Below are 24,532 nucleotides of genomic sequence, written 5' to 3'. Positions count from 1 at the left end.
CCGCCACAGAAATTGTTGAGAGATTCGTGAGAACACTGTGTACCCAACAACCCCTGAAATACCTGGAGTTGTTGATCCCGTACGGCGGGTGAATGGGCGGGTCCGGTTTTACCGGCCATGGTCGAGATACGCGAGAACCGCCAGCACGCGACGGTTGTCGTCGTCCGACACCTCCAGACCCAGTTTGGCGAAGATGTTGGCGGTGTGCTTGGCGATGGCCCGTTCCGTGACGACGAGCCGCTCGGCGATCGCCGCGTTCGACCGCCCCTGCGCCATCAGCTCCAGCACCTCCGTCTCCCGGGGCGTGAGCCTCGCCAGCGGCTGGTCGTCGGCCGCGCGCCGGCTCAGCAGCTGCTGGATCACCTGCGGGTCCATCGCGGTGCCGCCCGCCGCGACCCGCCGTACGGAGTCCACGAACTGGTCCGCGTCGAACACGCGGTCCTTCAGCAGATACCCCACACCGCCGCTGCCGTCGGCGAGCAACTCCCGCGCGTACAGCTGCTCCACGTGCTGCGACAGCACCAGAACCGGCAGCCCCGGCTTCCTGCGGCGGGCCTCCAGCGCGCACTGGAGGCCCTCGTCGGTGTTGGTCGGCGGCAGGCGCACGTCGACGACGGCGACGTCGGGCTCCAGCTCGGCCAGCGCCCGGGACAGCTCGGGCCCGGTCTCGACGGCCGCCGCGATCTCGAAGTCGTAGGCCTGAAGGAGCCGGACGAGCCCGTCGCGCAACAGGAACAGGTCTTCGGCTAGGACAACGCGCAAGGAATCTCCATGGTGACCATGGTGGGACCGCCCGCGGGCGAGCTGACGGCCAGGACGCCGTCGAATGTACCCAGTCGCCGCTCGACCCCGGCCAGCCCCGAGCCGGCCCCGATCACCGCACCGCCCTTGCCGTTGTCGGTGACGCTGATCCGCAGCATGTCCTTCGAGTGGTGCAGGTCGATCCAGATCCGGTCGGCGCCCGCGTGCTTGACCGCGTTGGTGAGCACCTCGCTGACCGCGAAGTACGCCGCCGACTCCACGGGCGCCTCCGCCCGCCCGCCCAGCTCCACGTTCACCTCGGTCGTCACCGGCAGCCGCAGCGCCAACGCCCTGACGGCGTCGCCCAGTCCGCGTTCGGCGAGGACGGGCGGGTGGATGCCCCGCACCAGGTCGCGCAGCTCCGAGAGCGCGTCGGCGGACGACCTGCGGGCCTGCGCGACGAGCTGCCTGGCCTTCTCCGGGTCCTTGTCGAGCAGCATCTCGATCGTCCCCAGGTCCATGCCCATCGCGACCAGCCGTGCCTGTGCCCCGTCGTGCAGATCCCGCTCGATACGGCGCAGTTCGGCGGCCGAGGTGTCGACGGCGTCCCGCCTGGTCTCCGTCAACACCCGCACGCGTTCGGCCAGTTCGCCCTGGTTGGAACCGAGGACCGCCCGGGTGAGCCGGAAGTGGGTCTGGAGCAGGCTCGGGGTGTAGAAGTGCGCGAGGAAGAGCAGGCCGACGCCCAGGGCGGCGGCGCCGAACGCGGACGTCTGGTCGGTGACCGGCACGAAGCCGTACCAGTACGTGCCGCCCGCGTCCGTGAAGACCCGCCACAGGCCCGCCGCGATCGCGAACCCCTCCAGCGGGTAGAGCAGCAGCACGGCCGGGAGCAGCGCGGTGAAGAACCCCGCCGTCATGTCGACCGGCAGCCACAGCAGATCCCGCCGGGTCGCCGGGTCGGCCAGCATGCCGAAGGTGCGGGTCCACGGGTTGGCGTCCTTCGGCAGCGGCCGGTACGCGGGCGGGATCCGCACCCCGCCCCACTCGGCCGCCAGGACCCGCCGCCAGTCGGCGAACGCCCGTACCCCCGTCAGCACCCACGGCGTCGTGACGATGCCGACGCCGATCGGTATCAGCGCGATGGAGACGAGGGAGAGGACGAGACAGAGGACGGATCCCGGCAGGGACACCAGCGCCAGCGCCAGCCCGCGCACCGCGGCGATCCCCATGCCCCGCGCCCTCGAACCCGTACCGGGGCCGCTCTTCGTGTCGTTGGTCATGCCGCTCAGTCTCGCCGAGCGGGCAGCGGTGGTCACTGGGCCGGGCCCCCGGCTCAAGGGGTGGTGCCAGGTACACCCTCCGCCCACGCCGTGAGCACCTTCGCCTCCACCTCCGGATCCAGGCCCTTGACGGCCCGCGCGGCTCCCATGGGCGCCGTACCGCCGATGTCCCGGAGCCAGGCCCAGGTGTCGGCGACGGTCTCGGTGACGGGACGGCAGCGCAGCCCCGTGGCGACGGCCCGGGACACATCGGCGGCGTGCAGGGCGTCATGCATGTCGCTGCCCGGCGGCACCCACACCGGCAGCTGCGTCCACGGTTCGATGCCCGCGTCCAGGATCACGTCCGGGTCGGTCCAGCGCAGCTCGGCACTCCCGCCGACGCTGGCCACACAGGCGTCGAGCAACTCGCCCATGGTGGCGTGGCCCTGCGGGCTGATGAGGCTGTACGGCCCGCTCAGCTCCTGCTCCACAGCGCCGAGGATCCACTCCGCGAGGTCGCGGACGTCGACGTACTGGAGGGGCAGGTCCCGCGGCCCCGGCGCCAGCACCGGCCCTCCGCGCTCGATCCGCCCCAGCCACCACGGCAGCCGTCCCACGTTCTCGTACGGCCCGAGAATCAGCCCCGACCGTACGAGCACGGAGTGGTCCGCGCCGAACTCCTCGACGGCGGCCAGCTCCCCGCCCCGCTTGTCCCGCGCGTAGTCGGTCTGCTCCGCACCGGCCTCGGCGCCCTCGACCACCGGCGCGTCCTCGTCGTACCCGGCCGGCGGGGCCCACTCGTACACCGAGCAGCTCGACACGTACACATAGCGCCCGGCGCGGCCCCGCAGCAGCCGCGCCGAGTCCTGTACGGCACGCGGCGCCGCCGACCAGGTGTCGACGACGGCGTCCCACTCGCCCTCCGCGAGCGCGGCGAGCCCGTCCGGCGCGGTGCGGTCACCGTGCAGCGACCGCACCCCTGCCGGGGGCTCCTGCTGCCCCCGATGGAAGACGGTGACGTCCCACCCACGCCCGAGGGCCGCCTCCACGACCGCCCGTCCCGCGAACCTCGTACCACCCAGCACCAGAAGTCTCATACGGCCGACTCTGCACGGTGGGCACGCGGGACGGAACAGCGCTCTGCCGTCAGCAGAAGACCTGACGGCCCCGGCGGGGGATCAGCGCCCGGCCGGCGGGGCGTACTTGTATCCCACCCGGCGCACCGTGCGGATGGTGTCGCGGTGCTCGGCGCCCAGCTTGCGGCGCAGCCGGGCGATGTGGACGTCGACCGTACGGCCGTCTCCCACATGCCCGTAGCCCCACACCGTGGTGACCAGCTGGTCACGGCTGTGCACCCGGTGGGGGTTGGCCACCAGGTGGGCGAGGAGCTCGAACTCCAGGTAGGTGAGGTCGAGTTCACGCCCGTCGACGGCGGCGGTGCGCCGCACGGAGTCGATCCGGACGAGCGGCTCGCCGTCGGTGTCGACGGCCGCCGGGACCGGCGGCCGGTGGTCGGCCGGGACGAGCACCAGGTAGCCGATCATCGGCGGCTGCCCCGGCAGCGTGGGCAGGGAGTGCTGGGGAGCGGGCAGCCAGGTGGCACCGGGCGGCAGAAGGTCCGCGACGTCGATCACCTCGTCCCGGTCCACGGCACGCAGATGATGCCGTGGCGCGGTCGAGGCGGAGTTGAGCGGGGCGGTGGACAGAGAACGAGTGGTCGCCATGAGAGGTCAGCTCTTTCGCGCGAGAGGTCCGTCGTGGGGGAGGAACGTCGTTCGCGCTGGCCGAAGGCCGGTGACGGCTTTAGAGGGCCCGCGCGTTCATCGCGCGGCAACACACCCGGTCGAAGTCGTGGTGCTGACGGGAAGGCCAGAAGGGCTCGAGGTCATGGCGACCTGTCGCGGAGTGCTTCTGGATGCTGGCCATGCCCCCATTGAAGCAGAAGGTGTCCACGGAAAGGACCCTTCTCTCACTGGTCGGACGCTTCTTTGACGCCGATCCGGTGTCGCGTGCCTCACCCCTCCAGCCGTCTGCGCCAGTCCAGCGGTGTCACGCCGATCGATGTGCCCGGCGACCCGTCCCACTGCGTGGACAGCCCGGCGGCGTCCAGCGCGGCGACGACCTCGTGCCCGATGGACGCGGTGGTCTCCTCGGAGCCGTCGAAACCGCCGTAGTACAGGGCGAGACCGTGCCCCTCGGCGGCCTGCTCGACGACCTGCGCGTGGAAGAACACGAACCCGCGCGCGTCCTCCCGCTCCGCCCCGATCTCCGCCATCCCGCAGCCCCGGCAGCAGGTGAAGTTCTCGCGGGCCGTGATGCCGCCCGCCTCCAGCGCCCGGAAGGCCGCGGTGAGCCGCTCCGGGTCGGTCACGCCCTCCCACGCCGCCTGCTCGTCCAAGTGCTCCAGCCACAGCCGGTCGACCAACTCCCGGGCCTGCGCGGCGGAGACGGGCCGGTTGTCGCCGTCGACCAGGTACTCCTCGGCGGCCTCGGCGAGCGCCGCCCGGTCGTCGTACCCGCACCGCAGCAGCACACGTACCCGGCGTTCCACCTCCGCGCGCACGGTGGGCGCAAGCTCGGGCACCTCCTGCGGCGGATCGATCTCGACCGGCGACCAGGCGAACCCGCCGTCCCAGCCGCCCCGCTGCCGGGCCCATCCCGCCAGCACGCCGGTCACCGCCGCGGCGTCCGGGACCGCCGCGGCGTCCGGGACCGCCGCGGCGACGAAGCGCTCGCGGCTCTCGCGGTGCTCCAGCTGATAGTCACCACCCCGCTCGTGCCACACCTGCGCGAACACGTCCGGCACGTCCGGTATCCGCTGCATCACCAGCCAGTGGTCGCCGGGCCCGCCGAGCCGGTGCACCAGGTCGCTCAGCTGCTGCTCGGACGGCCGGACGTACGTCTCGCCGTGCTCCGTCTGCACCTTGACGGCCAGACCCTCGTCGTTCTGCATGCCGCCCACGATGGCATCCGTCACTGACAACCGGGCCGACGTACGGCGAAGGGGCGCCCACCCGTCGGTGGACGCCCCTTCACGGAGCTCTGCGAGGCCCTGCCGGGATCAGACCTGGCCGGCCTTCTCCAGCGCGGAGCAGCAGGTGTCGACGAGCAGCCGCGTCACGACGTACGGGTCGACGTTGGCGTTCGGGCGGCGGTCCTCGATGTAGCCCTTGCCGTCCTTCTCGACCTGCCACGGGATACGGACCGAGGCGCCGCGGTTGGAGACGCCGTAGGAGTACTCGTTCCACGGGGCGGTCTCGTGCAGGCCCGTCAGACGGTCGTCGATGCCGGCGCCGTAGTTCTTGACGTGGTCGAGCGGCTTGGAGCCCTCGCCGAGCGACTCGCAGGCGGTGATGATGGCGTCGTAGCCCTCGCGCATCGCCTTGGTGGAGAAGTTGGTGTGCGCGCCGGCGCCGTTCCAGTCGCCCTTCACCGGCTTCGGGTCCAGCGTCGCGGAGATGCCGAAGTCCTCGGCGGTGCGGTAGAGCAGCCAGCGGGCGACCCACATGTGGTCGGAGACCTCCAGCGGGGAGACCGGACCGACCTGGAACTCCCACTGACCGGGCATGACCTCGGCGTTGATGCCGGAGATGGCGAGGCCCGCCTTGAGGCAGTTGTCGAGGTGCGCCTCGACGACGTCACGGCCGAAGATCTCGTCCGCGCCGACACCGCAGTAGTAGCCGCCCTGCGGGGCCGGGAAGCCGCCCTTGGGGAAGCCCAGCGGGTAGCCGTCCTGGAAGAACGTGTACTCCTGCTCGATGCCGAAGATCGGCTCCTGCGCGGCGAACTTCTCGGCGACCTCGGCCAGCGCGGCACGGGTGTTGGACTCGTGCGGCGTCATGTCGATGTTGAGGACCTCGCACATGACGAGGATGTCGTCGCCGCCGCGGATCGGGTCGGGGCAGGTGAAGACCGGCTTGAGGACACGGTCCGAGGCGTGGCCCTCGGCCTGGTTCGTGGAGGACCCGTCGAAGCCCCAGATCGGCAGCGCGTCCAGACCGGCGGGCGCGCCCGCGATGATCTTGGTCTTGGAGCGGAGCTTGGCCGTCGGCTCGGTGCCGTCGATCCAGATGTACTCAGCCTTGAAGGTCACGGGCCACATCCTTCGGGGGTGGGTCTAGGCGCACTTGCGGGTGCTGGCGGCGCTGCGGCACTGAGGCGCCGCGCTGATGCCCGCGAGCCTGTCAACAGGCGATTTCCCGGTCATTGCTCCAATGTGAACCCCGTGTTACCTGGTGTTCGTGTGGCGCGATTCACGTGGCGTGCGTGGCCTGTGCATATACGCGGGTGCACATACGCGGGCCCTGCCACTCGTGGCCGCGAGTGGCAGGGCCCATGACACGTACGAAGTCGACGCTCTCGGCGTCACCCCACCTTCTCGATCACCGCACGGCGGATGAGGAACTTGCCGGCCTCGCGCACCTGCTCGAAGGCCGCGTTGTTCAGCAGCACACAGCTGCCGGAGACCGAGGTGACCTCAACCGTCGTGGACTTGTTGTTGTCCAGGTTGGTCACCTTCAGCTTGGTACCGGCCGGGAACTGGTTGCTGGACGCGGCCGGAGCCCCGCCCTCGCCGGAGAGCGTGACGGTGGAGCCGTTGCAGACCTGCTGCCCGGCCGCGGCACCACCGCCGGCGTTGCCCGCGTTCCCGGCGTTGCCCGCGTTCTGGTCGCCCCCGGCGTTTCCGGCACCCGCGCTTCCGGTGTTCCCGGCACCCGCGTTCCCGGCACCCGCGTTCCCGGCGCCGCCCGCGGGAGCGCTCGGCTGTGCGGCCTGGGAGTCCTGAGCCGACTCCCCGGCAGCGCAACCGGACGCTTCCTGCTGGACCTTGATCTGCGCGATGACCGCCTCGCGGTTGGCGATCCGGGCCGCGGACTGGGCGTCGGGGTTGGCCTTCTGCCCGTCGATGAACTTCTGGTTGTTGCCGAGGGCGGTGGCGAGCCCCTGGCACACGGTCGAGTCCGCGGCCGACTTGACCGTCGGGGCCTGCGAGGCGTTCGAGGTGCTCGCCATGACGAAGGCACCGCCACCCGCCACCGTGGCCGCACTGACCAGCAGAGCGATCTTCTTCTTCGTACCGAGAGTTCTCCTGCGCGACATGCGCGCCTCCTGAGCGGTAGGGGAGCGTACGTCGGTATGTACGAGATACCGAACGGAGTTACTCAGCGGTTACGAGAGTCTCTGAAGTAACCTGCGTCACACCGTGCCTGACGGGAACTCAGTTCTTGCGGGACAGGGCGTCCTGGACGGCCTCATCCGTGCGTCCGACGACGGCCGTGCCGTCCTCCGCGGTGATGATCGGCCGCTGGATCAGCTTCGGGTGCTCGGCGAGCGCCTTCACCCACCGGTCCCGCGAAGCCTCGTCCCGCGCCCAGTCCTTGACCCCGAGCTCCTTGGCGGCGGCCTCCTGGGTGCGGGTGATGTCCCAGGGCTCTAGTCCCAGCCGGTCCAGCACCTCGCGGATCTCGTCCTCGCTCGGGACGTCCTCCAGGTAACGGCGGACGGTGTAGTCGGCCCCCTCGGCGTCGAGCAGGGTGAGGGCGCTGCGGCACTTGGAACAGGCCGGATTGATCCAGATCTCCATACGGTCCACGGTATCCCGCACCCCCTGCGCACCCCCCGTCGGCCGGGGCTCCGACCCCGCCTCGGGGTCCGCCTCCGGAAGGGCTCTGTTCGAATTCCCCGGTGTCTCTCGCGCATCCCCTTGATCCGGTGTGACACGGTGACAGTTTCGTTGCTGACCTGGGGATTTCCTGGCCGTATCAGGTTCCCCGATTGTCAGTGGCGGGCACTAAACTGTAAGCAGTGTTCGAGAGTGTCGCCGGGGAACCCGGCCGGCGCTCGACCGCGACAGGAGGATGCCTGTGCCCGCTGCCGCACTGAAGCCGAAGCCGACCCGCAAGCCGTTGCCCACCCAGTCCACCGCCAAGCACCCGGTGCTGCTCGACCTGCCGTACGCGCCGGTGGAGAAGCGAGCGCTGCCGCCGGGGCGCCCGCGCGAGTGGTACGTCACCCACAACCGTCGTCTCAAGGCCATGCGCCTCGCGATAGCGCTCCTCGACTCGGGCGTCTACATGCCGAACCAGGCACGCAACGACACGATCAGGACCGCCGCGGAGACGATTGGCGTCCACCCGCCGTCGGACACGACCTGCCACATGGTCCGGGCGCTCATGAGGTACTCCAGGTAGGCCCGGACGCCGGGTGCGCCGCGTATTGGGGCGCACCCGGTGTTCGCGTGGGGATGGGGCGGGGCGCACCCGGTGTTCGCGTGGCGACGGGGCGGGGCGCACCCGGTGTTCGCGGGAGGATGGGGACGGGGCGGACTCGGCGTTCGCGTGGCGACGGGGCGGGGCGCACCCGGTGTTCGCGGGAGGATGGGGACGGGGCGGACCCCCAGCGGCCTCGTCCATGGCTGCAACCGCCGCACCGGCCGTTCGAGGGGGGTCCGTCAGGCCGACAGCTCCTTCTCCACCGGAGTCCGGAACCGGGGCGTCACCCGGGCCGCCCCCACCCACCCCCGCAGCCGCTCGGCCTGCGCCGCGATCGCCGTCTCGGCCGCCTGCCGCTCCTCGCTTCCGAGGTCCGCCAGCAGCCGCCAGACGATCTCGCCGTCCCCGCGCTGGGCCCAGCCGCCGACGACACGGCCGTTCCACCACACCGTCGGGCCGACGTTGCCGCTCCCGTCGAACAGCGACGGCCGCAGCTCCGGCGCCAGATACCAGTCGCGCTGCTGCCAGCCCATCGCCGTGGGGTCGAGCCCGGGCAGCAGCGCCGCCCACGGCTCCGCGGGGCCGTCCGCCGGACCGGCGTCGCCCTGCACGACGTACCCCGTCCCCTCGTCCACGGACACGGCCTCCGCCCCGATCGCCGTGAGCGCCCGGCGGACCTCCGTGACCTTCCACCCGGTCCACCACTTCAGGTCGGCCTCCGTGGCCGGCCCGCACACCGTGAGCCAGCGCCGCAGAAGTTCCGCCTGGGCGGCGGACGTGTCCAGTTCGGGATGCTCGGGCGCGACTGCCCACCGGAACTGCGAGGACGTCCAGGAGCCCAGCGGCCGGCCGCGCACGACCTTGCCCTCGACGCCGAGCACCCGCAGCAGCCGCGTCGAGACGGTGTGCACGCCCTCGTAGCTCTTCCCGGCCGCGTACACGAACCGCTCGCGCAACCGCGGCTCGTCCTGGGCGAGTTCGGCCGCCGTGGCCTGTCCGCGCCGGGCGAGCGCGGCGAGCGTCGACTCCTCGACCTCCGCCAGCCAGGCCGCGTCCGGCGCACCGGCCTTCGCCATGCTCTTGATCAGCGAGGCACGTTCCCGGGCGGCGACCGCGAGGCCCGTGGAGGCGTGCACCACGGCGGTCAGCTCCGTGGGGAAGACGAACACGGTGTGCCGCATGCCGTGCATCCGGACCAGCGTCCGGTCCTCGTACAGCGCACGCTCGGTCTCGGCGACGGTCTTCGCGGGGTCGGCCAGCCGCGCGCCGACGGCCAGGTACACGGTCGCCGGGTCCGTGCCGTGCAGCGCGACCAGCGAGTCGGCGACCCCGGCCGGGTCCTCCGCCCGTGTGGCGCCGGTCAGCCGGTGCCGCAGCCCCAGCCGGGCCCGCCGCTCCGCCGTGCCGATGTACCGCACCCCGTCACCCATCCCGGCCTCCACCCGTCACACGGTCGCTCCGCCGCGGCGCCGGACGGTCACGCCGCCGAGCCCGCACACCACTGCCCGCATCCTCCCGGACACCACTGACAGCGTGCGCTCCTCCTGCCATGGCAGCGCCCCGTACCCGCTCCCCGCACACCCCCACTCACCCTCCGCCATCACCCGAAACGCCTCCCCGACGTGCGCGGACGCGTCGCGCCGCTTTCACTGCGATCAGGAGGTGGCGGGCCTCCCCCAACGGGCTGCGGGGCAGTGGGAGGTGCGATGGGCTGGTTCGGCGGGCGACAGCCGCGGAGCACGTCGGTCCGGCACGGGGCCCTCGTCCGATGACCAGCCCGACCACCCCCGCCGACCGGTTCCTGCGGGGCAAGGCCGCCCGAAAGCGCGCCCCGCGTTCCGCGCACGCCGCCTGGATCCCGTCCGTCGACCGCCCAGACCCCGTCGTCGTACTGGAACGCCAGGGCCGCGACCGGCTGCCCGAGCTGCTGCCGATCCGGTACGGGCGGATGGCGGCGTCCCCGTTCGCCTTCCTGCGCGGCGCCGCCGCCGTGATGGCCGCCGACCTCGCCGCCGCCCCGCACACCGGCCTCACCGTGCAGCTGTGCGGCGACGCCCATCTGCTCAACTTCGGCCTGTACGCCTCCCCGGAGCGCACGCTGCTCTTCGACCTCAACGACTTCGACGAGACGTACCCCGGCCCGTTCGAGTGGGACGTCAAACGGCTCGCCACCTCCGTCGCCGTGGCCGCCCGCGAGAACGGCCACCCGGATCCAGCGGTCGCCCGCGCGGCCCGCGAGTCCGCCGCCGCGTACCGCACCGCGATACGCCGGCTGGCCGGGCGCGGCGAGCTCGACGTCTGGTACACCCGCATCGAGGCCGAGCAGTTGCTCCCCCTGCTTCGCACCGGCCGACGGCACCACCACGTCGAGGCCAGCCTCGGCCGCGCACGCCGCCGCACCAGCCTGCGGGCCTTCGGCAAGCTGACCGAGACCGTCGACGGGCACCGGCGCATCATCCACGACCCGCCGCTCCTGGAACGCGCGGGCACCTCCGACATGGCCGGCCTGCGCAAGACCTTCAGCGACTACCGCTCGACCCTCTCCGAGGAGCGCCGCCTGCTCCTGGACCGCTACCGCTTCGCCGACGCCGCCCGCAAGGTCGTCGGCGTCGGCAGCGTCGGCCTGCGCTGCTTCATCGTGCTGCTCGTCGGACGCGACGCCGGCGACCCCCTGTTCCTCCAGATCAAGGAGGCCCGGCAGTCCGTACTGGAGGAACATCTGCCGAGCGGGCCGTACGTCCATCCAGGTCACCGTGTCGTCGCCGGGCAGCGGCTGTTGCAGGCCGCCGGCGACATCTTCCTGGGCTGGATGTCGGGGCCGCAGGGGCGCGCGTTCTACTGGCGCCAGCTGCGCGACATGAAGGGCTCGGCGGACGTGGCCTCGATGAGCCCGGCCGACCTGTGCGCCTACGCCCGCCTGTGCGGCACCGCCCTCGCGCGGGCCCATGCCCGCTCCGGCGACCGGATCGCCATCGCCGGCTACCTCGGCGGCGCCGACACCTTCGAGCGCGCGGTGGCCGACTTCGCGCTGGCCTACGCCGACCAGACCGTCAACGACCACACGGCCCTCGGCGCGGCCGTGGAGGCGGGCGTGGTGAGGGCCGTACCCGGCGCCTGACCGGCGCTCAGCGGTCGCCGGTGGTGGCCAGTACGGCCGTGACGAACTCCCGCCGGTTCTCGGGGTGTTGCTCGAACCACATCCCCAGCATGTGCTCGGCGCCGGGCACGTCGAACCGCGTGAACCGCGCCTTGGCGGCCAGGGCGTCCTGCACCGCCGCCGTCACCTCCGGCGGGATGATCGCGTCCGTCTCCGGCACCGCGAGCACGGCCCGCCCCTGGTAGGCGCGCAGTACGTCCAGCGCGGGCGCCGCGCGCCAGCCGTCCGGCCTGCGGATGATCTCGCTGAACCGCCCGTCCCCCTCGCCGAAGGGCACGTCCCATGCCTCCTGGGCGTACACGGCCGGCGCGCACAGGCCCACCGCCGTCACGCGCTCCCCGTAGTGCCCCACGAGATCCGTCACTGTCTGTCCGCTCATGCTGAACCCGACGACGATCAGCGGGCCGTCCGCCGGCACCCGCGCGTCGATGACCGCGACCGCCTGCTCGAAGCGCCGGCGCAGGCTCAACTCCCGTAGTTCGCCGCTGCTTTCACCGTGCCCCGAGAAGTCGAAGGCCAGTCCGTGGCAGCCCCGGGACACGAACTCGGCGAGCATCGGGAGCAGCCGTTCCTTGCTGCCGATGCCCGCACCGTGCAGCAGAACGACGGTGGCCGCGGGGCCGTCGGCGGCGCCGCCGTGGACCCCGCTGAGGAGTTCGCCGTCATGGGCGTGGGTGAAGGAGGAGAGCTCGGTCATGCGCTCCATTCATTCACACCGGACCCCTGCCGAACTCCCGCCCCCGGAAAAGGAGATGCACACGCAGTGACGGGATCCCTACCCTGGACATGCGTAACGGAGCTGTTCACGCCGCTTCCCGCAGGGAAGGCGTCACCCTGCGGACCCGGGGCTACTCTCTACGCACCGACGGACGGTCGCCCGTCCCCCAGCGCCCCGTCGGAGACATTCACGCACCGCTCAGTACCGACCCACGCCCACGGAGGCCCGTGATGGGCACCATCGTCATGTCCGGGACTGTCGTCCTGGTGATCCTAGGATTCGGAAACCACGTCTACTGGCTGGCCGCGGTCGCCGTGCTCTTCCTCTACCTCCAGTACGGCCGGAGCCCCTCGGCGCCGACCGGCAGGCCCGGGGGAGGGCCCGGCGGAGGATCGTCGTCCGGAGGCGCCATGCCCGCGGACTACCGCTCCTACCGCGACCGCCGCGACATGCAGGCCAAGTGGGAGCGCCGCTACCGCCGCGAGCGCCCCCTGGAGTCCCGTCGTCAGGAGCGCGAGAAGAGCAAGTGAGACCACCTGTGGTGGTGACCCGAGGTTGAGGGTGCCCCCGGTCAGAGGCCGGGGGCACCCCACACCGGGAACCAGCGGTTCAGGTCCTGCTCGATCCGCAGGTCGCCCGCGAGGGCGGCCTTCACCCGCAGCTCCAAGGGGTTGTCGCGCCGCTCGGCCGTGCCGGGAAGCGGCGCGAAGGGATAGAAGGTGCCGCGCTTGTAGAGATAGACGAGCGCGAGCCGCTGGTCCCTGTCGTCCCGGGTGTCCTCGAATCCCACCAGCGAGCACAGCAGCTGCGGGCCGAAGCCGTTGACCTCCATCGCGCTGTTCACCGCGTGCAGGTCGTTGACCAGGTCCGGGAGCTGATCGGGCGAGCGTCGGGAGACCAGCCACGAGTAGCCGTAGTCGTCCCGGGTGAGCTGCACCGGCCGGCCGTCGCGTTCGGCGTCCGCGTCGAGCAGCGCCTGGACCTCGCGGTGCGTCTGGTCGAAGGCGGCGCCCTCGACCGTGGCGAAGCACACCGCCCCGCTGCCGGTCGGGCGGAACCCGGCCGCCGCCTCCAGCGTCACCGCCGCCGACGGCAGCGCGAACAGCCGGTCGAGATCGGGCGCGACCGGTTTCGTACGGCCGAGCAGGATGTCGAGCAGCCCCATCTCACGCCCCTTCGGGAGCCGCCGCCTCGCCCAGCTCGGCGGAGATCCGCCCCAGCTGTTCGAGTCGCTGCTCCAGGCTCGGGTGGGTGGAGAAGAGCTGGGCGATGCCGGGGTCACGGCCCAGCGCCGGGGTGAAGTAGAAGGCGTTGAAGGCCTGCGCCGTCCGCAGGTCCTTCGTCGGGATCCGGGCGATGTCGCCGGAGACCTTGGTCAGCGCGGACGCCAGGGCCGAGGGCCGCCCGGTGAGCAGGGCAGCGGCCCGGTCGGCGGCGAGCTCGCGGTACCTGGACAGGGCCCGGATCAGCAGGAAGCTGATCGCGTAGACGGCCGCGGACACCCCGAGCACGGCGGCGAAGATCGCGGCCGTGTTCTGGTCCCGGCGCCCGCCGCCGAACAGCTGACTGTAGAAGGCGAACCGCACGATCAGCCCCGCGATGACCCCGAGGAACGAGGCGACGGTGATGACGGCGACGTCCTTGTGCGCCACGTGCGACAGCTCGTGCGCGAGCACACCCTCCAGTTCGTCCGGCTCCAGCCGCCGCAGCAGCCCCGTGGTCACGCAGATCACGGCGTGATCGGCATTGCGCCCGGTCGCGAACGCGTTCGGCATGTCCATGTCCGAAACGGCGACGACGGGCTTAGGCATGTCGGCGATGGCACACAGCCGGTCGACGACCCCGTGCAGCGCGGGAAACTCCTCCCGCTCCACGACCCGCCCGTGCATCGCGAACAGCGCGACCCGGTCGGAGAACCAGTACTGCGCACCCAGCAGACCGGCCGCCACGACCACCACGAGCACCCAGGACTTCAGCAGCACGACCAGCGCGGCCACGAAACCCACGTACAACAACCCGAGCAGAAACAGCGTGACGCCCATACGAGCGGTCAACTGCCGATCACTCCGGAAGCGGCTCTGCATCTTGCACCACCCCGCACTCAGGCACTCGTCCCACTGCCCAGTGTGCCTCCGCCCCACCCCATGAAGCGGTCCCGAAGGACCCTAGGAGCGGCAAAGGGTTCCTGTGCGTCGGGGACGGCGTGGTCGCGGACGGCGGCTACGGGGCGACGAAGGCTGTGAAGGAGCGGGCTCCGGCCCATACCCGCCCCCGCTCAGCCCGATCCGTCGGGTGATCGTAGGCCGGAGGAGACGGCTCGGTCGCGGGAAATATCGACGCCGGAGGACACATCCCGGTCGCGGGAAATATCGACGCCGGAGGACACATCCCGGTCGCGGGAAATATCGGGCCGCCCTCCCCGGTGGGACCCGCCCCGGCGCGCGGCTAGTACGGCGCTCGGAAGTTGATGTAGCCCAGCAGGACGATCAACGCGGCCACGCTGCCGAGGATCACCGTCGTCGACACCCAGGACGACCGGCCGCGGGAGGCGACATGGTCCGGGTCGGCTCGGAAGGGCTGCGGCTCGGGCGGGTTCTCCTTCCAGCGGGCGGCGAGCATGCGGGCCCGTGCCGAGGGCTCCTTGTGCTCGGCGTTGTCCGCCCACCGCAGGTCGAACTCCCGCTCGTGATCGTCCTGTTCGTGCTCAGGCATCCCGTCCACCCCCGTGTCGTGTCACCGGCAGAATAGAACATACGCCCGCGCCCCCGCCGTCGGTACGACAGCGGGGGCGCGGGCGTGGTTGCCTCGGTCAGGCGTCGATCACACGTCGAAGTACATCTCGAACTCGTGCGGGTGCGGACGCAGCTGGAGCGGGGCGATCTCGTTCGCGCGCTTGTAGTCGATCCACGTCTCGATCAGGTCCGGCGTGAAGACGTCGCCCTGGAGGAGGAACTCGTGGTCGGCCTCGAGGCGGTCGAGGACGGCCGGGAGGGAGGTCGGGACCTGGGCGACGCCCGCGTGCTCCTCGGGAGCCAGCTCGTAGAGGTCCTTGTCGATCGGCTCGGCCGGCTCGATCTTGTTCTTGATGCCGTCCAGGCCCGCGAGCAGCAGGGCCGAGAACGCCAGGTACGGGTTGCCGGAGGAGTCGGGCGCACGGAACTCGACGCGCTTGGCCTTCGGGTTCGAGCCCGTGATCGGGATACGCATCGCGGCGGAGCGGTTGCGCTGCGAGTACACCAGGTTGATCGGCGCCTCGAAGCCCGGCACCAGACGGTGGTACGAGTTCACCGTCGGGTTGGTGAAGGCGAGCAGCGACGGGGCGTGCTTGAGGATGCCGCCGATGTAGTAGCGGGCGGTGTCCGACAGGCCCGCGTAACCGGCCTCGTCGTAGAAGAGCGGCTGGCCGCCGGTCCACAGCGACTGGTGGACGTGCATGCCCGAGCCGTTGTCACCGAAGATCGGCTTCGGCATGAAGGTCGCGGTCTTGCCGTTGCGCCAGGCGACGTTCTTCACGATGTACTTGAAGAGCTGAAGGTCGTCGGCCGCGGCGAGCAGCGTGTTGAACTTGTAGTTGATCTCGGCCTGGCCGGCGGTGCCCACCTCGTGGTGCTGGCGCTCGACCTGGAGGCCGGAAGCGGCCAGCTCCAGGGAGATCTCCGCACGCAGGTCGGCGAAGTGGTCGACCGGCGGGGCCGGGAAGTAACCACCCTTGTAGCGGACCTTGTAACCGCGGTTGTCCTCCAGCGCGCCCGTGTTCCAGGCACCCGCCTCGGAGTCGATGTGGTAGTACGCCTCGTTCTCGGCGGTCTTGAAGCGCACGCTGTCGAAGACGTAGAACTCGGCCTCGGGACCGAAGTACGCGGTGTCGGCGATACCGGTGGAGGCGAGGTAGGCCTCGGCCTTCTTCGCCACGTTCCGCGGGTCACGGGAGTACTGCTCGCCCGTGATCGGGTCGTGGATGAAGAAGTTGATGTTGACCGTCTTGTCGCGGCGGAAGGGGTCGACGCGCGCGGTGGACAGGTCGGCGCGGAGCGCCATGTCGGACTCGTGGATGGCCTGGAAGCCGCGGATCGAGGAGCCGTCGAACGCGAGCTCTTCGGCCGGGTCGAAGGCCGTGGCCGGGATCGTGAAGTGCTGCATCACACCCGGCAGGTCGCAGAACCGGACATCAATGAACTTGACGTCCTCGTCCGCGATGAACTTCTTGGCCTCGTCAGCGTTCTGGAACATCCAGCTCCTCCTACTCCCGGCCCGTCCGCGCCGGGGTGGTAGTTCGTTCGTGCGGCCAGTGCGGTGGCACACGCTGACCTCGACCCTAGGGACGGGTGATTTCTCGGGCGTGACCCATTTGTTTCGCACACGTTAACCGGACATCCCGCTCCTCACCCCTCCTGTCCACATCCCAAAACGGGCGCAGTACCGTGGTCGCGTGGACAAGAGGCAAGCAATCGGATCCTGGCTCTCGGGCCCCCGCGCGGCCGCCGAGGACGCCGGTGTCGACTTCGGATACAGGGGTCAGCAGCTCGGCCTCCCGGAGGAGGGGCCGGGCTCCATCGCCCGCCCGGGGCGACGGCTCGGAGCACTCGCCGTGGACTGGGGCCTCTGCGTCTTGATCGCATACGGTCTCATCACCGACGGCTATGGCCAGGCGACCAGCAACTGGGCCCTGCTGCTGTTCTTCGTGCTGGGCGTCCTGACCGTCGGCACGGTCGGCTTCACCCCGGGCAAGCGCCTCTTCGGCCTGCGCGTGGTCGCCCTGGAGAGCGGCACGGTCAACCCGCTGCGCGCCCTGCTGCGCACGGCCCTGCTGTGCGTCGCCATCCCGGCCCTGATCTGGGACCGCGACGGCCGCGGCCTGCACGACCGGCTCGCACAGACCGTGGAAGTCCGCATCTGACGGCGGTACGGCGAAGACGCCGACACGGCGAGAAGACGGCCGTACGACGAAGGGGGCGCCCGGTGTGAACCGGGCGCCCCCTTACTTGTACGGGGTGATCAGCGAGCCTTCGGCCCGCCCTTCGGCAGCTTCATGCCCTTGGGCATGGGGCCCTTCGGCAACGGCATGTTGCTCATCAGGTCGCCCATGGCCTTGAGCCGGTCGTTGGTGGCGGTCACCTGGGGGCCGGTCAGCACGCGCGGCAGCTTCAGCATGGTGGTCCGCACCTTCTTCAGCTCGACCTGGCCCTCGCCCGTGCCGACGATGATGTCGTGCACCGGCACGTCCGCGACGATGCGGTTCATCTTCCTCTTCTCGGCGGCCAGCAGGGTCTTCACCCGGTTCGGGTTGCCCTCGGCGACCAGCACGATGCCGGCCTTGCCGACGGCCCGGTGGACCACGTCCTGACTGCGGTTCATCGCCACCGCAGGGGTGGTCGACCAGCCCCGGCCGATGTTGTCCAGCACGGCCGCTGCTGCGCCCGGCTGGCCTTCCATCTGACCGAATGCGGCCCGCTCGGCCCGGCGCCCGAACACGATCGCCGTCGCGAGGAAGGCGAGCAGCAGGCCCAGGATGCCGAGATAGATGGGGTGACCGATCAAGAAACCGATCGCGAGGAAGACACCGAAGGTGACGATTCCGACAGCCGCGAGTACAAGACCGATCTTCTTGTCGGCCTTGCGGGTCATCTTGTAGGTCAGAGCGATCTGCTTGAGTCGCCCGGGGTTCGCAGCGTCCGCTGCCGTGTCCTTCCTCGCCATGCCACGAAGTCTACGTGGCCGCACAAGCGCCTTCGACGGCAGCGCCCTCAGAGGCGGGGAGCGGGGGTCTGGTCGAGGACGCGCTCGGCCTCCACGCGGTCCTTCGCGCGCCGGCGGTCCTCCAGGACGGAGGTCCAGGCGTTGCGGCGGGCGGTGCGCTGGCCGCTGCTCATCAGCAGCGACTCGACGGCACGCAGTGCAGTGGTGAACGACGGGATGGCGGTGGCGCGAACCGGCGCGGCCTGCATGGTGGAGGTCCCCCCTCGGGATGGCGGCTTCGGTGGGTGGTGCACGGGGTGTACAACCAGGGTCACTGATTGGTGTTACCAGGGCGTGACCGACCGGTCAAACACCAATGAAGCCTTAATGCGCCGTCCGAAAAACTTGACGCGGCCCTGATGAGGCCCCTATCTGCGGGGACGTCCAGGACCGCGTCAATCGGATTCCGCTTGCAGCCGGTTGCTTGTGCGCAGATTCACATGCGCCGAGTGGCACTCCGTGCCATCAGACGGCCTGCGAGGCGACGTACGCGCCACGCTTCTCGACGGCCATCTGGTACAGCCGCCCGGCGCGGTAGGAGGACCGCACCAGCGGACCGGACATCACACCGGAGAAGCCGATCTGCTCGGCCTCATCCTTCAGCTCCACGAACTCGTGCGGCTTGACCCAGCGCTCCACGGGGTGGTGGCGCACGCTCGGGCGCAGGTACTGCGTGATGGTCACGAGCTCGCAGCCGGCGTCGTGCAGCTGCTTCAGCGCCTCGCTGACCTCCTCGCGGGTCTCGCCCATGCCGAGGATCAGGTTGGACTTGGTGACCAGGCCGTAGTCGCGGGCCTCGGTGATGACCTTCAGGGAGCGCTCGTAGCGGAAGCCGGGGCGGATCCGCTTGAAGATCCGCGGCACCGTCTCGACGTTGTGCGCGAAGACCTCGGGGCGGGAGGAGAAGACCTCGGCCAGCTGCTCGGGGACCGCGTTGAAGTCGGGGGCGAGGAGCTCGACCTTGGTGTGCCCGCCCTCGCGGCCGGCCGTCTGCGCGTGGATCTGGCGCACGGTCTCGGCGTACAGCCAGGCGCCGCCGTCCTCCAGGTCGTCGCGGGCGACGCCGGTGATGGTGGCGTAGTTCAGGTCCATGGTGACCACGGACTCGCCGACGCGGCGCGGCTCGTCACGGTCGAGCGCCTCGGGCTTGCCGGTGTCGATCTGGCAGAAGTCGCAGCGCCGGGTGCACTGGTCGCCACCGATGAGGAAGGTCGCCTCGCGGTCCTCCCAGCACTCGTAGATGTTGGGGCAGCCGGCTTCCTGGCAGACCGTGTGCAGGCCCTCGCTCTTCACGAGACTCTGCATCTTCGTGTACTCGGGACCCATTTTCGCCCGGGTCTTGATCCACTCGGGCTTGCGCTCGATGGGGGTCTGGCTGTTGCGGACCTCCAGGCGCAGCATCTTGCGTCCGTCCGGTGAGACTGCGGACACGTCGGCTCCCTGTGCTTCGATTCGTCGGCGTACACCAGGGTACGCCCGTGTTTACTCAGCCCTGCCGTCAGGCCAACCCCATGACTTCCGGGCTGATTCCCTTCCTCAGGCGGTCGCGGTCTCGATCAGTCGTGGCTTCAGGTCCGCGTTCTCCAGTACGTCCCGCAGATGCCGCTCGACGACCGGCAGCACCTCGTCGATGGTGACGTCCCGGCCCAGCTCGGCGGCGAGCGAGGCGACCCCCGCGTCCCGGATCCCGCACGGGATGATCCGGTCGAACCACTTGTTGTCCGGGTTCACGTTCAGTGCGAAGCCGTGCATGGTCACGCCCTTGGCCACCCGGATCCCGATCGCCGCGATCTTGCGGTCCTCGCGCCGCTGGCCGGCGTTGGAGGGCGCGTACTCGGGGCCGTTCAGCCGCGGGTCGAACTCCTCGTCGGTGAGCCGCGGGTCGAAGTCCAGGGCCAGTCCTCCGAGCGCCGGGCGCTGCTCCACCGGGTCGCCGAGCACCCATACGCCGCTGCGGCCCTCGACTCGCGTGGTCTCCAGGCCGAACTCCGCGCACGTGCGGATCAGGGCGTCCTCAAGCCGTCGTACGTGCGCCACGACGTCCACCGGACGGGGCAGCTTCTGGATCGGGTAGCCGACCAGCTGGCCCGGGCCGTGCCAGGTGATCTTGCCGCCGCGGTCCACGTCGATGACCGGCGTGCCGTCCAGGGGCCGCTCGTTGTCCGCCGTGCGCCGGCCCGCCGTGTAGACCGGAGGGTGTTCGAGCAGCAGGACCGTGTCGGAGATCTCGTCCGCGAACCGCGCCGCGTGCACCCGGCGCTGCTCGTCCCACGCCTGCTGGTACTCGACGGCCTCCGCGCCGAATCCCATGCGGACGAACCGCAACTCACTCACGGCAAGCGCCTCCCTGGAAGAGCCCAGAACGTCGTAAGGCACAAAGCGTGCCTACGCCACTGTACGACCGGCCCGTTCGAGTGCGATCCCGCGGCCCGCGTCAGCCCGGTGGGGCAATCCTCACACGATCGGATGAATGGACGCCGAAATGTGCGATCGGCTGCTTACTCTCCGCTACATTCGCGCCGTTCGAGAGGCCAAAATGGCTGCTCACCGGCAATCCGGGCACTCGTCGGCCACAAGGCCCCGCGAGGCCCGAAAGGCAGGAGACCGCACCGCAGATGACGGAACGACCCGCGCAGCGCACTCCCAACCGCCAGCTCGCCGCGCTCATCGCAGAAGCGGGATTCTCCAACGCGGGTCTAGCCCGTCGGGTGGACCAGCTCGGCCTCGAACACGGGCTTGATCTGAGATACGACAAGACATCGGTCACCCGCTGGCTGCGCGGGCAGCAGCCGCGCGGCACGACCCCGGCCCTGATCGCCGAGGTCTTCACCCGGCGCCTCGGCCGCCGGCTCAGCGCCCAGGACCTGGGCCTCGACGCCTGCGCACCCGTGTACGCGGGCCTGGAGTTCGCCGCGACCCCCGAGGAGGCCGTCGACATCGTCAGCGGCCTGTGGCGCAAGGACTCCGGCAGCCACGCCGAGCTGCGCAAGATCGCCTTCACCCCGGCCGGACTCGTCGTGCCCAGCCGGGACTGGCTGATCGGCCGCGCCGACGACAAGGTCGCCCGCGGCGAGCCGATCGCCCGCATCCCGGCCCAGGCCCGTCCCGTGGCCTCCCCGAAGTTCCCGGCCTCGCTCGAACCCGGGGGAACCCCGTCCCGTCAGCGCCCCCAGGCCGAGCGCGGTCCCGGGCAGAAGGTCACCGGCGGTGACATCGCCGCCCTGCGCTCGGTCGGCGAGCTGTTCCGCTCCCTGGACGACATGTACGGCGGCGGCCACGCCCGGCAGGCACTGGTGCGCTACCTGGAGCACGAGTGCGAGCCGATGCTGCGCGGCACCTACGGCGAGCAGACCGGCCGGCGCCTGTTCGCGGCCGCCGCCGACCTGACCCGCCTCGCGGGCTGGACGTCGTACGACATCGCCGCGCACGGACTCGCGCAGCGCTACTTCGTGCAGGCCCTGCGGCTCGCGCAGGCCGCCGGGGACCGGCCCTACGGCTCCTACGTCCTCGTCACGATGAGCCGCCAGGCCGTCTACCTCGGGCACGGCCGGGAGGCCGTCCAGCTGGCGCGGGTGGCCCAGCAGGGCGTGGGCACGAGCGCGCCGCCGGTCGTCCAGGCCCTGCTGCACGCCTGCGAGGCCCGCGGACACGGCGTACTCGGCGAGGTGCGTGCCTGCACGGCCTCGCTGGTCCGGGCCGAGCGCTCCCTGGAAGGGGCCCGGCCGGGCGACGACGTCCCGTACTGGGCCCGCTTCTTCGACGAGGCCCAGCTCGCCGACGAGTTCGGGCACTGCCACCGGGACCTGCAGCAGTTCCGCGCGGCGGCCCAGCACGCCGAGCGCTCCCTGCAACTGCGCGCCCCCGCCTACGCCCGCAGCCGGCTGTTCAGCCGGGTCGTCCTCGCCTCCGCCCGTCTCGGGCTCGGCGAGCTGGACCAGGCCTGTGCGCTGGGCGCGGAGGCGGCGGGCGCTGCCTCCGAGATGCGGTCGGTGCGGGCGGTCGAGTACGTCCGGGACTTCGAGCGGAGGCTGGAGCCGTATCGGGACGCGGCGCCGGTGCGGGGGTATCGCGACAAGGTCGCCGCGCTGGGGTAGGCCGACGGGGCGGCGCCGTGACTCCGGCCGGTTGTGTGCCGGGTGCGGGTCCGTCGCGGTTGATCGCGCAGTTCCCCGCGCCCCTGAAGGGGCGCGGGTGCGCGGTTGGCCTTCAGGCCGCTGCCCGTAACGGTTCCGCGCGGTGCAGTGAGCCCGCCGATCCCAGGTCCGTCAGGATGGCCGCCGCCGCCCTGTGGGCCGAGTGGAGGGCGCCCTGGACCGTGCTGGTGTCGCGGTGGTCGCCGCAGACGTACAGGCCCGCCAGGAGGCGCACCGGACGGCGCAGGTCGTGCGGTGGGCGCATCGCCGGGACCGCCTCCGGAGTGTGGTGCACGGCGAGCGTCTCCCAGCGGGACGTGGAGGTGCCGTAGAGCCGGGAGAGGTGCATCCGTACCGCCGTGTCGATGTCGGGTGGCGGGGTGCCCAGGACCGTCGAGGAGATCAGGGCCCGGCCCGCCGGTGCGCGGGTCGGGTCGACCTGGCTGATCAGTGCCGTGTGGGCGACCGGGCCGCCCCGGTCGGCGTCCAGGAGCAGGGACGCGCCGGTCGTCGGCGGCTCGTCGGTCGTGTGGTGGACGACGGTGACGGGGTGGAAGTCGGGTACGCGCAGGCCCGGCAGCAGCTCGGCGGCGGTCCGGGCGTCCGTCGCCAGGAGCACGGCCCGGCACCGTATCTCGCCGTGCTCGGCGGTGGTCACGGACGTCGTGGCGATCGACGTCACCCGTACCCCGGTGTGCACCGTGCCCGGCGGCAGTGAGCGCGCCAGCAGCTCCGGCAGCGCCTCGGCGCCGCCCTCGGGCACGCACAGCCGTCCGCTCGCGAAGGCGCGCAGCGCGAGGTCCGCGCACCGGCTGGACGTGGTCAGCTCGGGGTCGCACAGCAGGGCGGCCAGCAGCGGCCGCAGGAAACCGTCGACCGTCCGCGCCGGAACCCCCCGCTCCGCGAGCGCCCGGCCGGCCGGCAACTCGGGCCGGGCCAGCAGCCGTTCGACGGGGGAGGAGGCCAGCCGGGCCAGCGCGGCACCGAGCCGGGCCTGGTCGACGGCGCTGCCCAGCGGGGCGCCCGCGCGCACCCTCGGGACCGAGGACTGCCCCGGGGCCCGTGCGGCCCCCGTCCGAGGGGCGCTTGCCAGGGCGCGCACCGCGTGCAGTGCGCCCCTCGCGCGCCTTGCGCCCATCGCGCTCGGTACCGCGCCCGCGCGCTGCCGGCGTCCGTCGCTGTGCAGCAGCACGCCGGGGGCGAACGGGCGCAGCGCGAGTGCGTCGAGGCCCGGTGTCAGGCGTAGTTCGGGGTACGACGTCGACAGGAGTTGCCCGATCCGGTCGAGTCGGAACCCGTCGACCTTCTCGGTCGACATGCGGCCGCCCGGGTAAGGGGCGGCCTCCAGGACTGCGGTCGTTACTCCTGCGCTGGTCAGCCGATGCGCCGCGGAGAGTCCGGCGACCCCGGCTCCCACGATGACGACGTCCGCCTGGTACGCGGGCTCAAGCACGTGCCCCTCCTCGAGGTTGCGCGGCCGGTGGAGACGTCATGCCCCCAACAGGCTCCGGGGATACCCGAGTTCGGGACGAGGTTAGGGCCGTGATCGGTCAGGAACAGTCGCGCATCGACAGAGCACGGTCGCACGGTGGTCGCATACCGACCCGGGTGACCGCCCGGTCTGCTACCCGGCGGCCGCCCTGATCGCACCCTCGATCTCCGGGAACGCGAAGACGAACCCGGACTCCAGCAGCCGCGCCGGCAGCACCCGCTGACTGCCCAGCACATCCCCCGCCATCTCGCCGAGCACGGTCTTCAGCACCGGCGCGGGGACCGCGAACAGGGTCGGCCGGCGCAGCACCCGGCCCATGACCTCGGTGATCTCACGGTTGGTCACCGGCTGCGGCGCGGTCACGTTGAACGGCCCCGACAGACCGTCGGTGTCGAGCAGATGCCGGATCGCCGCCACCTCGTCGTGCAGCGCGACGAACGACCAGTACTGCCGCCCGTCGCCCATCCGTCCGCCGAGCCCCGCCTTGAACAACGGGAACAGCCGCTCCCAGGCCCCGCCCTCGCGGGCCACCACCAGCCCCGTGCGCGGGAACACCGTCCGCACGCCCGCCTCCTGGGCCGGGGCCGCCGCGGCCTCCCAGTCGACGACCAGGGAGGGCAGGAAGCCCTCGCCGGCCGGGGCGCTCTCGTCGACGGCGCGCCCGCCGGTCTCGCCGTAGTAGCCGATCGCGCTGCCGTTGACGAAGACCCGCGGCCGCTCCTCGGGCTTCAGCGACGCGATGGCCTGCGCCAGCGCCGCCGTGCCCCGCACCCGGCCGGACCGCAGCGTCGCCTTGTACTCCTCCGTCCAGCGCCGCGAGCCCACGTTCGCCCCGGCGAGGTTGACGACCGCGGCGCACCCGGCGAGCCCCGCCGCGTCCACCGAGCCGTTCTCCGGGTCCCAGCGCACCTCGTCCCTGGACCTGGGCGCCCGGCGCACCAGCCGTACGACCTCGTGGCCGTCGGCCGTCAAGGAGCGCACGAGTGCCCCGCCGATGAGTCCGGAGGAGCCCGCCACGGCGATTCTTGAAAGTTCCATAACTCCATCCTGCCTCTGACCACATAAAACCCCGGTCGGGTTC

General features: G+C 71.4%; 25 protein-coding genes. 5 read left to right on the top strand and 20 right to left on the bottom strand.

What is annotated here, in order from left to right:
• Positions 1-108: 108 nt before the first annotated feature.
• The 8 genes from PGH47_RS12080 to PGH47_RS12045 all read right to left on the bottom strand — a co-directional run bounded on the left by PGH47_RS12080 (position 109) and on the right by PGH47_RS12045 (position 7,587).
• A complete protein-coding gene (locus PGH47_RS12080; protein WP_271663418.1) occupies positions 109-762 on the bottom strand; it encodes a LuxR C-terminal-related transcriptional regulator in 654 nt (217 codons plus the stop codon).
• Positions 747-2,024 carry a sensor histidine kinase gene (locus PGH47_RS12075; protein WP_271663417.1) on the bottom strand — a complete coding sequence of 426 codons (1,278 nt, stop codon included), beginning with the start codon at positions 2,022-2,024 and terminating at the stop codon, positions 747-749. Before PGH47_RS12075 ends, PGH47_RS12080 begins: the two co-directional genes overlap by 16 nt.
• Positions 2,025-2,077: 53 nt before the next feature.
• Positions 2,078-3,100 carry an SDR family oxidoreductase gene (locus tag PGH47_RS12070; protein WP_271663416.1) on the bottom strand — a complete coding sequence of 341 codons (1,023 nt, stop codon included), beginning with the start codon at positions 3,098-3,100 and terminating at the stop codon, positions 2,078-2,080.
• Positions 3,101-3,181: 81 nt separating this feature from the next.
• Positions 3,182-3,727 (bottom strand): winged helix-turn-helix domain-containing protein, encoded by a 546-nt coding sequence (locus PGH47_RS12065; RefSeq protein WP_271663415.1) that lies wholly within the window; start codon positions 3,725-3,727, stop codon positions 3,182-3,184.
• Positions 3,728-4,017: 290 nt separating this feature from the next.
• The gene (locus tag PGH47_RS12060) at positions 4,018-4,956 is read right to left on the bottom strand and encodes a DUF6891 domain-containing protein (protein ID WP_271663414.1); all 939 of its coding nucleotides are present in this window, start codon (positions 4,954-4,956) and stop codon (positions 4,018-4,020) included.
• A gap of 108 nt (positions 4,957-5,064) precedes the next feature.
• Positions 5,065-6,096 (bottom strand): glutamine synthetase, encoded by a 1,032-nt coding sequence (glnII, locus tag PGH47_RS12055; RefSeq protein ID WP_107906956.1) that lies wholly within the window; start codon positions 6,094-6,096, stop codon positions 5,065-5,067.
• Positions 6,097-6,368: 272 nt separating this feature from the next.
• Entirely contained in the window at positions 6,369-7,103 is a 735-nt protein-coding gene (locus PGH47_RS12050) for a hypothetical protein (RefSeq protein WP_271663413.1), read from the bottom strand.
• A gap of 118 nt (positions 7,104-7,221) precedes the next feature.
• Entirely contained in the window at positions 7,222-7,587 is a 366-nt protein-coding gene (locus tag PGH47_RS12045) for an arsenate reductase family protein (protein WP_271663412.1), read from the bottom strand.
• Between the two features lie 280 nt (positions 7,588-7,867).
• Here PGH47_RS12045 and PGH47_RS12040 point away from each other — a divergent pair, with 280 nt between their 5' ends.
• On the top strand, positions 7,868-8,194 hold the full coding sequence (locus tag PGH47_RS12040) for a hypothetical protein (RefSeq protein WP_107906959.1): 327 nt from the start codon (positions 7,868-7,870) through the stop codon (positions 8,192-8,194).
• Positions 8,195-8,454: 260 nt separating this feature from the next.
• Here PGH47_RS12040 and PGH47_RS12035 read toward each other — a convergent pair whose 3' ends face one another.
• A complete protein-coding gene (locus PGH47_RS12035; protein WP_271663411.1) occupies positions 8,455-9,645 on the bottom strand; it encodes a winged helix DNA-binding domain-containing protein in 1,191 nt (396 codons plus the stop codon).
• Positions 9,646-9,983: 338 nt separating this feature from the next.
• Here PGH47_RS12035 and PGH47_RS12030 point away from each other — a divergent pair, with 338 nt between their 5' ends.
• Positions 9,984-11,333 carry a DUF2252 domain-containing protein gene (locus PGH47_RS12030; protein WP_271663410.1) on the top strand — a complete coding sequence of 450 codons (1,350 nt, stop codon included), beginning with the start codon at positions 9,984-9,986 and terminating at the stop codon, positions 11,331-11,333.
• Positions 11,334-11,340: 7 nt separating this feature from the next.
• Here PGH47_RS12030 and PGH47_RS12025 read toward each other — a convergent pair whose 3' ends face one another.
• A complete protein-coding gene (locus PGH47_RS12025; protein ID WP_271663409.1) occupies positions 11,341-12,069 on the bottom strand; it encodes an alpha/beta hydrolase in 729 nt (242 codons plus the stop codon).
• Between the two features lie 251 nt (positions 12,070-12,320).
• On the opposite strand from PGH47_RS12025, the gene PGH47_RS12020 reads away from it, so the two are divergent.
• A complete protein-coding gene (locus tag PGH47_RS12020) occupies positions 12,321-12,620 on the top strand; it encodes a hypothetical protein (protein WP_126903979.1) in 300 nt (99 codons plus the stop codon).
• Positions 12,621-12,661: 41 nt separating this feature from the next.
• Here the strand turns inward: PGH47_RS12020 and pspAB are convergent, their stop codons facing one another.
• The 4 genes from pspAB to glnA all read right to left on the bottom strand — a co-directional run bounded on the left by pspAB (position 12,662) and on the right by glnA (position 16,320).
• Positions 12,662-13,255 (bottom strand): PspA-associated protein PspAB, encoded by a 594-nt coding sequence (pspAB, locus tag PGH47_RS12015; RefSeq protein WP_271663408.1) that lies wholly within the window; start codon positions 13,253-13,255, stop codon positions 12,662-12,664.
• Between the two features lies 1 nt (position 13,256).
• On the bottom strand, positions 13,257-14,174 hold the full coding sequence (gene htpX / locus PGH47_RS12010) for a zinc metalloprotease HtpX (protein WP_271663407.1): 918 nt from the start codon (positions 14,172-14,174) through the stop codon (positions 13,257-13,259).
• A gap of 361 nt (positions 14,175-14,535) precedes the next feature.
• Positions 14,536-14,802 carry an SCO2583/SCO2584 N-terminal domain-containing protein gene (locus tag PGH47_RS12005; protein WP_269642963.1) on the bottom strand — a complete coding sequence of 89 codons (267 nt, stop codon included), beginning with the start codon at positions 14,800-14,802 and terminating at the stop codon, positions 14,536-14,538.
• Between the two features lie 108 nt (positions 14,803-14,910).
• The gene (gene glnA, locus PGH47_RS12000; protein WP_125528402.1) at positions 14,911-16,320 is read right to left on the bottom strand and encodes a type I glutamate--ammonia ligase; all 1,410 of its coding nucleotides are present in this window, start codon (positions 16,318-16,320) and stop codon (positions 14,911-14,913) included.
• Between the two features lie 199 nt (positions 16,321-16,519).
• Here glnA and PGH47_RS11995 point away from each other — a divergent pair, with 199 nt between their 5' ends.
• The gene (locus PGH47_RS11995) at positions 16,520-16,987 is read left to right on the top strand and encodes an RDD family protein (RefSeq protein ID WP_107906967.1); all 468 of its coding nucleotides are present in this window, start codon (positions 16,520-16,522) and stop codon (positions 16,985-16,987) included.
• A 98-nt stretch (positions 16,988-17,085) separates the two neighbouring features.
• On the opposite strand, the gene PGH47_RS11990 is transcribed toward PGH47_RS11995, so the two are convergent.
• The 4 genes from PGH47_RS11990 to lipB all read right to left on the bottom strand — a co-directional run bounded on the left by PGH47_RS11990 (position 17,086) and on the right by lipB (position 20,160).
• Positions 17,086-17,787, bottom strand: coding sequence for a DUF4191 domain-containing protein (locus tag PGH47_RS11990; RefSeq protein ID WP_030944413.1), 702 nt, complete (start codon positions 17,785-17,787; stop codon positions 17,086-17,088).
• 47 nt (positions 17,788-17,834) lie between these two features.
• Positions 17,835-18,035: an SCO2195 family GlnR-regulated protein gene (locus PGH47_RS11985; protein ID WP_271663406.1), complete on the bottom strand. Its 201-nt coding sequence runs from the start codon at positions 18,033-18,035 to the stop codon at positions 17,835-17,837.
• Between the two features lie 256 nt (positions 18,036-18,291).
• Positions 18,292-19,257 carry a lipoyl synthase gene (lipA, locus tag PGH47_RS11980; protein WP_271663405.1) on the bottom strand — a complete coding sequence of 322 codons (966 nt, stop codon included), beginning with the start codon at positions 19,255-19,257 and terminating at the stop codon, positions 18,292-18,294.
• Positions 19,258-19,362: 105 nt separating this feature from the next.
• Positions 19,363-20,160 carry a lipoyl(octanoyl) transferase LipB gene (gene lipB, locus PGH47_RS11975; RefSeq protein ID WP_107906970.1) on the bottom strand — a complete coding sequence of 266 codons (798 nt, stop codon included), beginning with the start codon at positions 20,158-20,160 and terminating at the stop codon, positions 19,363-19,365.
• Positions 20,161-20,441: 281 nt separating this feature from the next.
• Here lipB and PGH47_RS11970 point away from each other — a divergent pair, with 281 nt between their 5' ends.
• The gene (locus tag PGH47_RS11970; RefSeq protein WP_271663404.1) at positions 20,442-21,920 is read left to right on the top strand and encodes a regulator; all 1,479 of its coding nucleotides are present in this window, start codon (positions 20,442-20,444) and stop codon (positions 21,918-21,920) included.
• A 112-nt stretch (positions 21,921-22,032) separates the two neighbouring features.
• Here PGH47_RS11970 and PGH47_RS11965 read toward each other — a convergent pair whose 3' ends face one another.
• Together PGH47_RS11965 and PGH47_RS11960 are read right to left on the bottom strand one after the other, a co-directional pair.
• A complete protein-coding gene (locus tag PGH47_RS11965) occupies positions 22,033-23,412 on the bottom strand; it encodes an NAD(P)/FAD-dependent oxidoreductase (RefSeq protein WP_271663403.1) in 1,380 nt (459 codons plus the stop codon).
• Positions 23,413-23,583: 171 nt separating this feature from the next.
• A complete protein-coding gene (locus tag PGH47_RS11960; protein ID WP_271663402.1) occupies positions 23,584-24,489 on the bottom strand; it encodes a TIGR01777 family oxidoreductase in 906 nt (301 codons plus the stop codon).
• Positions 24,490-24,532: the final 43 nt, after the last annotated feature.

It is taken from the genome of Streptomyces sp. HUAS 31 (assembly GCF_028198125.1).
Taxonomy (GTDB): Bacteria; Actinomycetota; Actinomycetes; order Streptomycetales; family Streptomycetaceae; genus Streptomyces; species Streptomyces chartreusis.
This window is presented reverse-complemented; position numbering and strand designations above follow the sequence as displayed.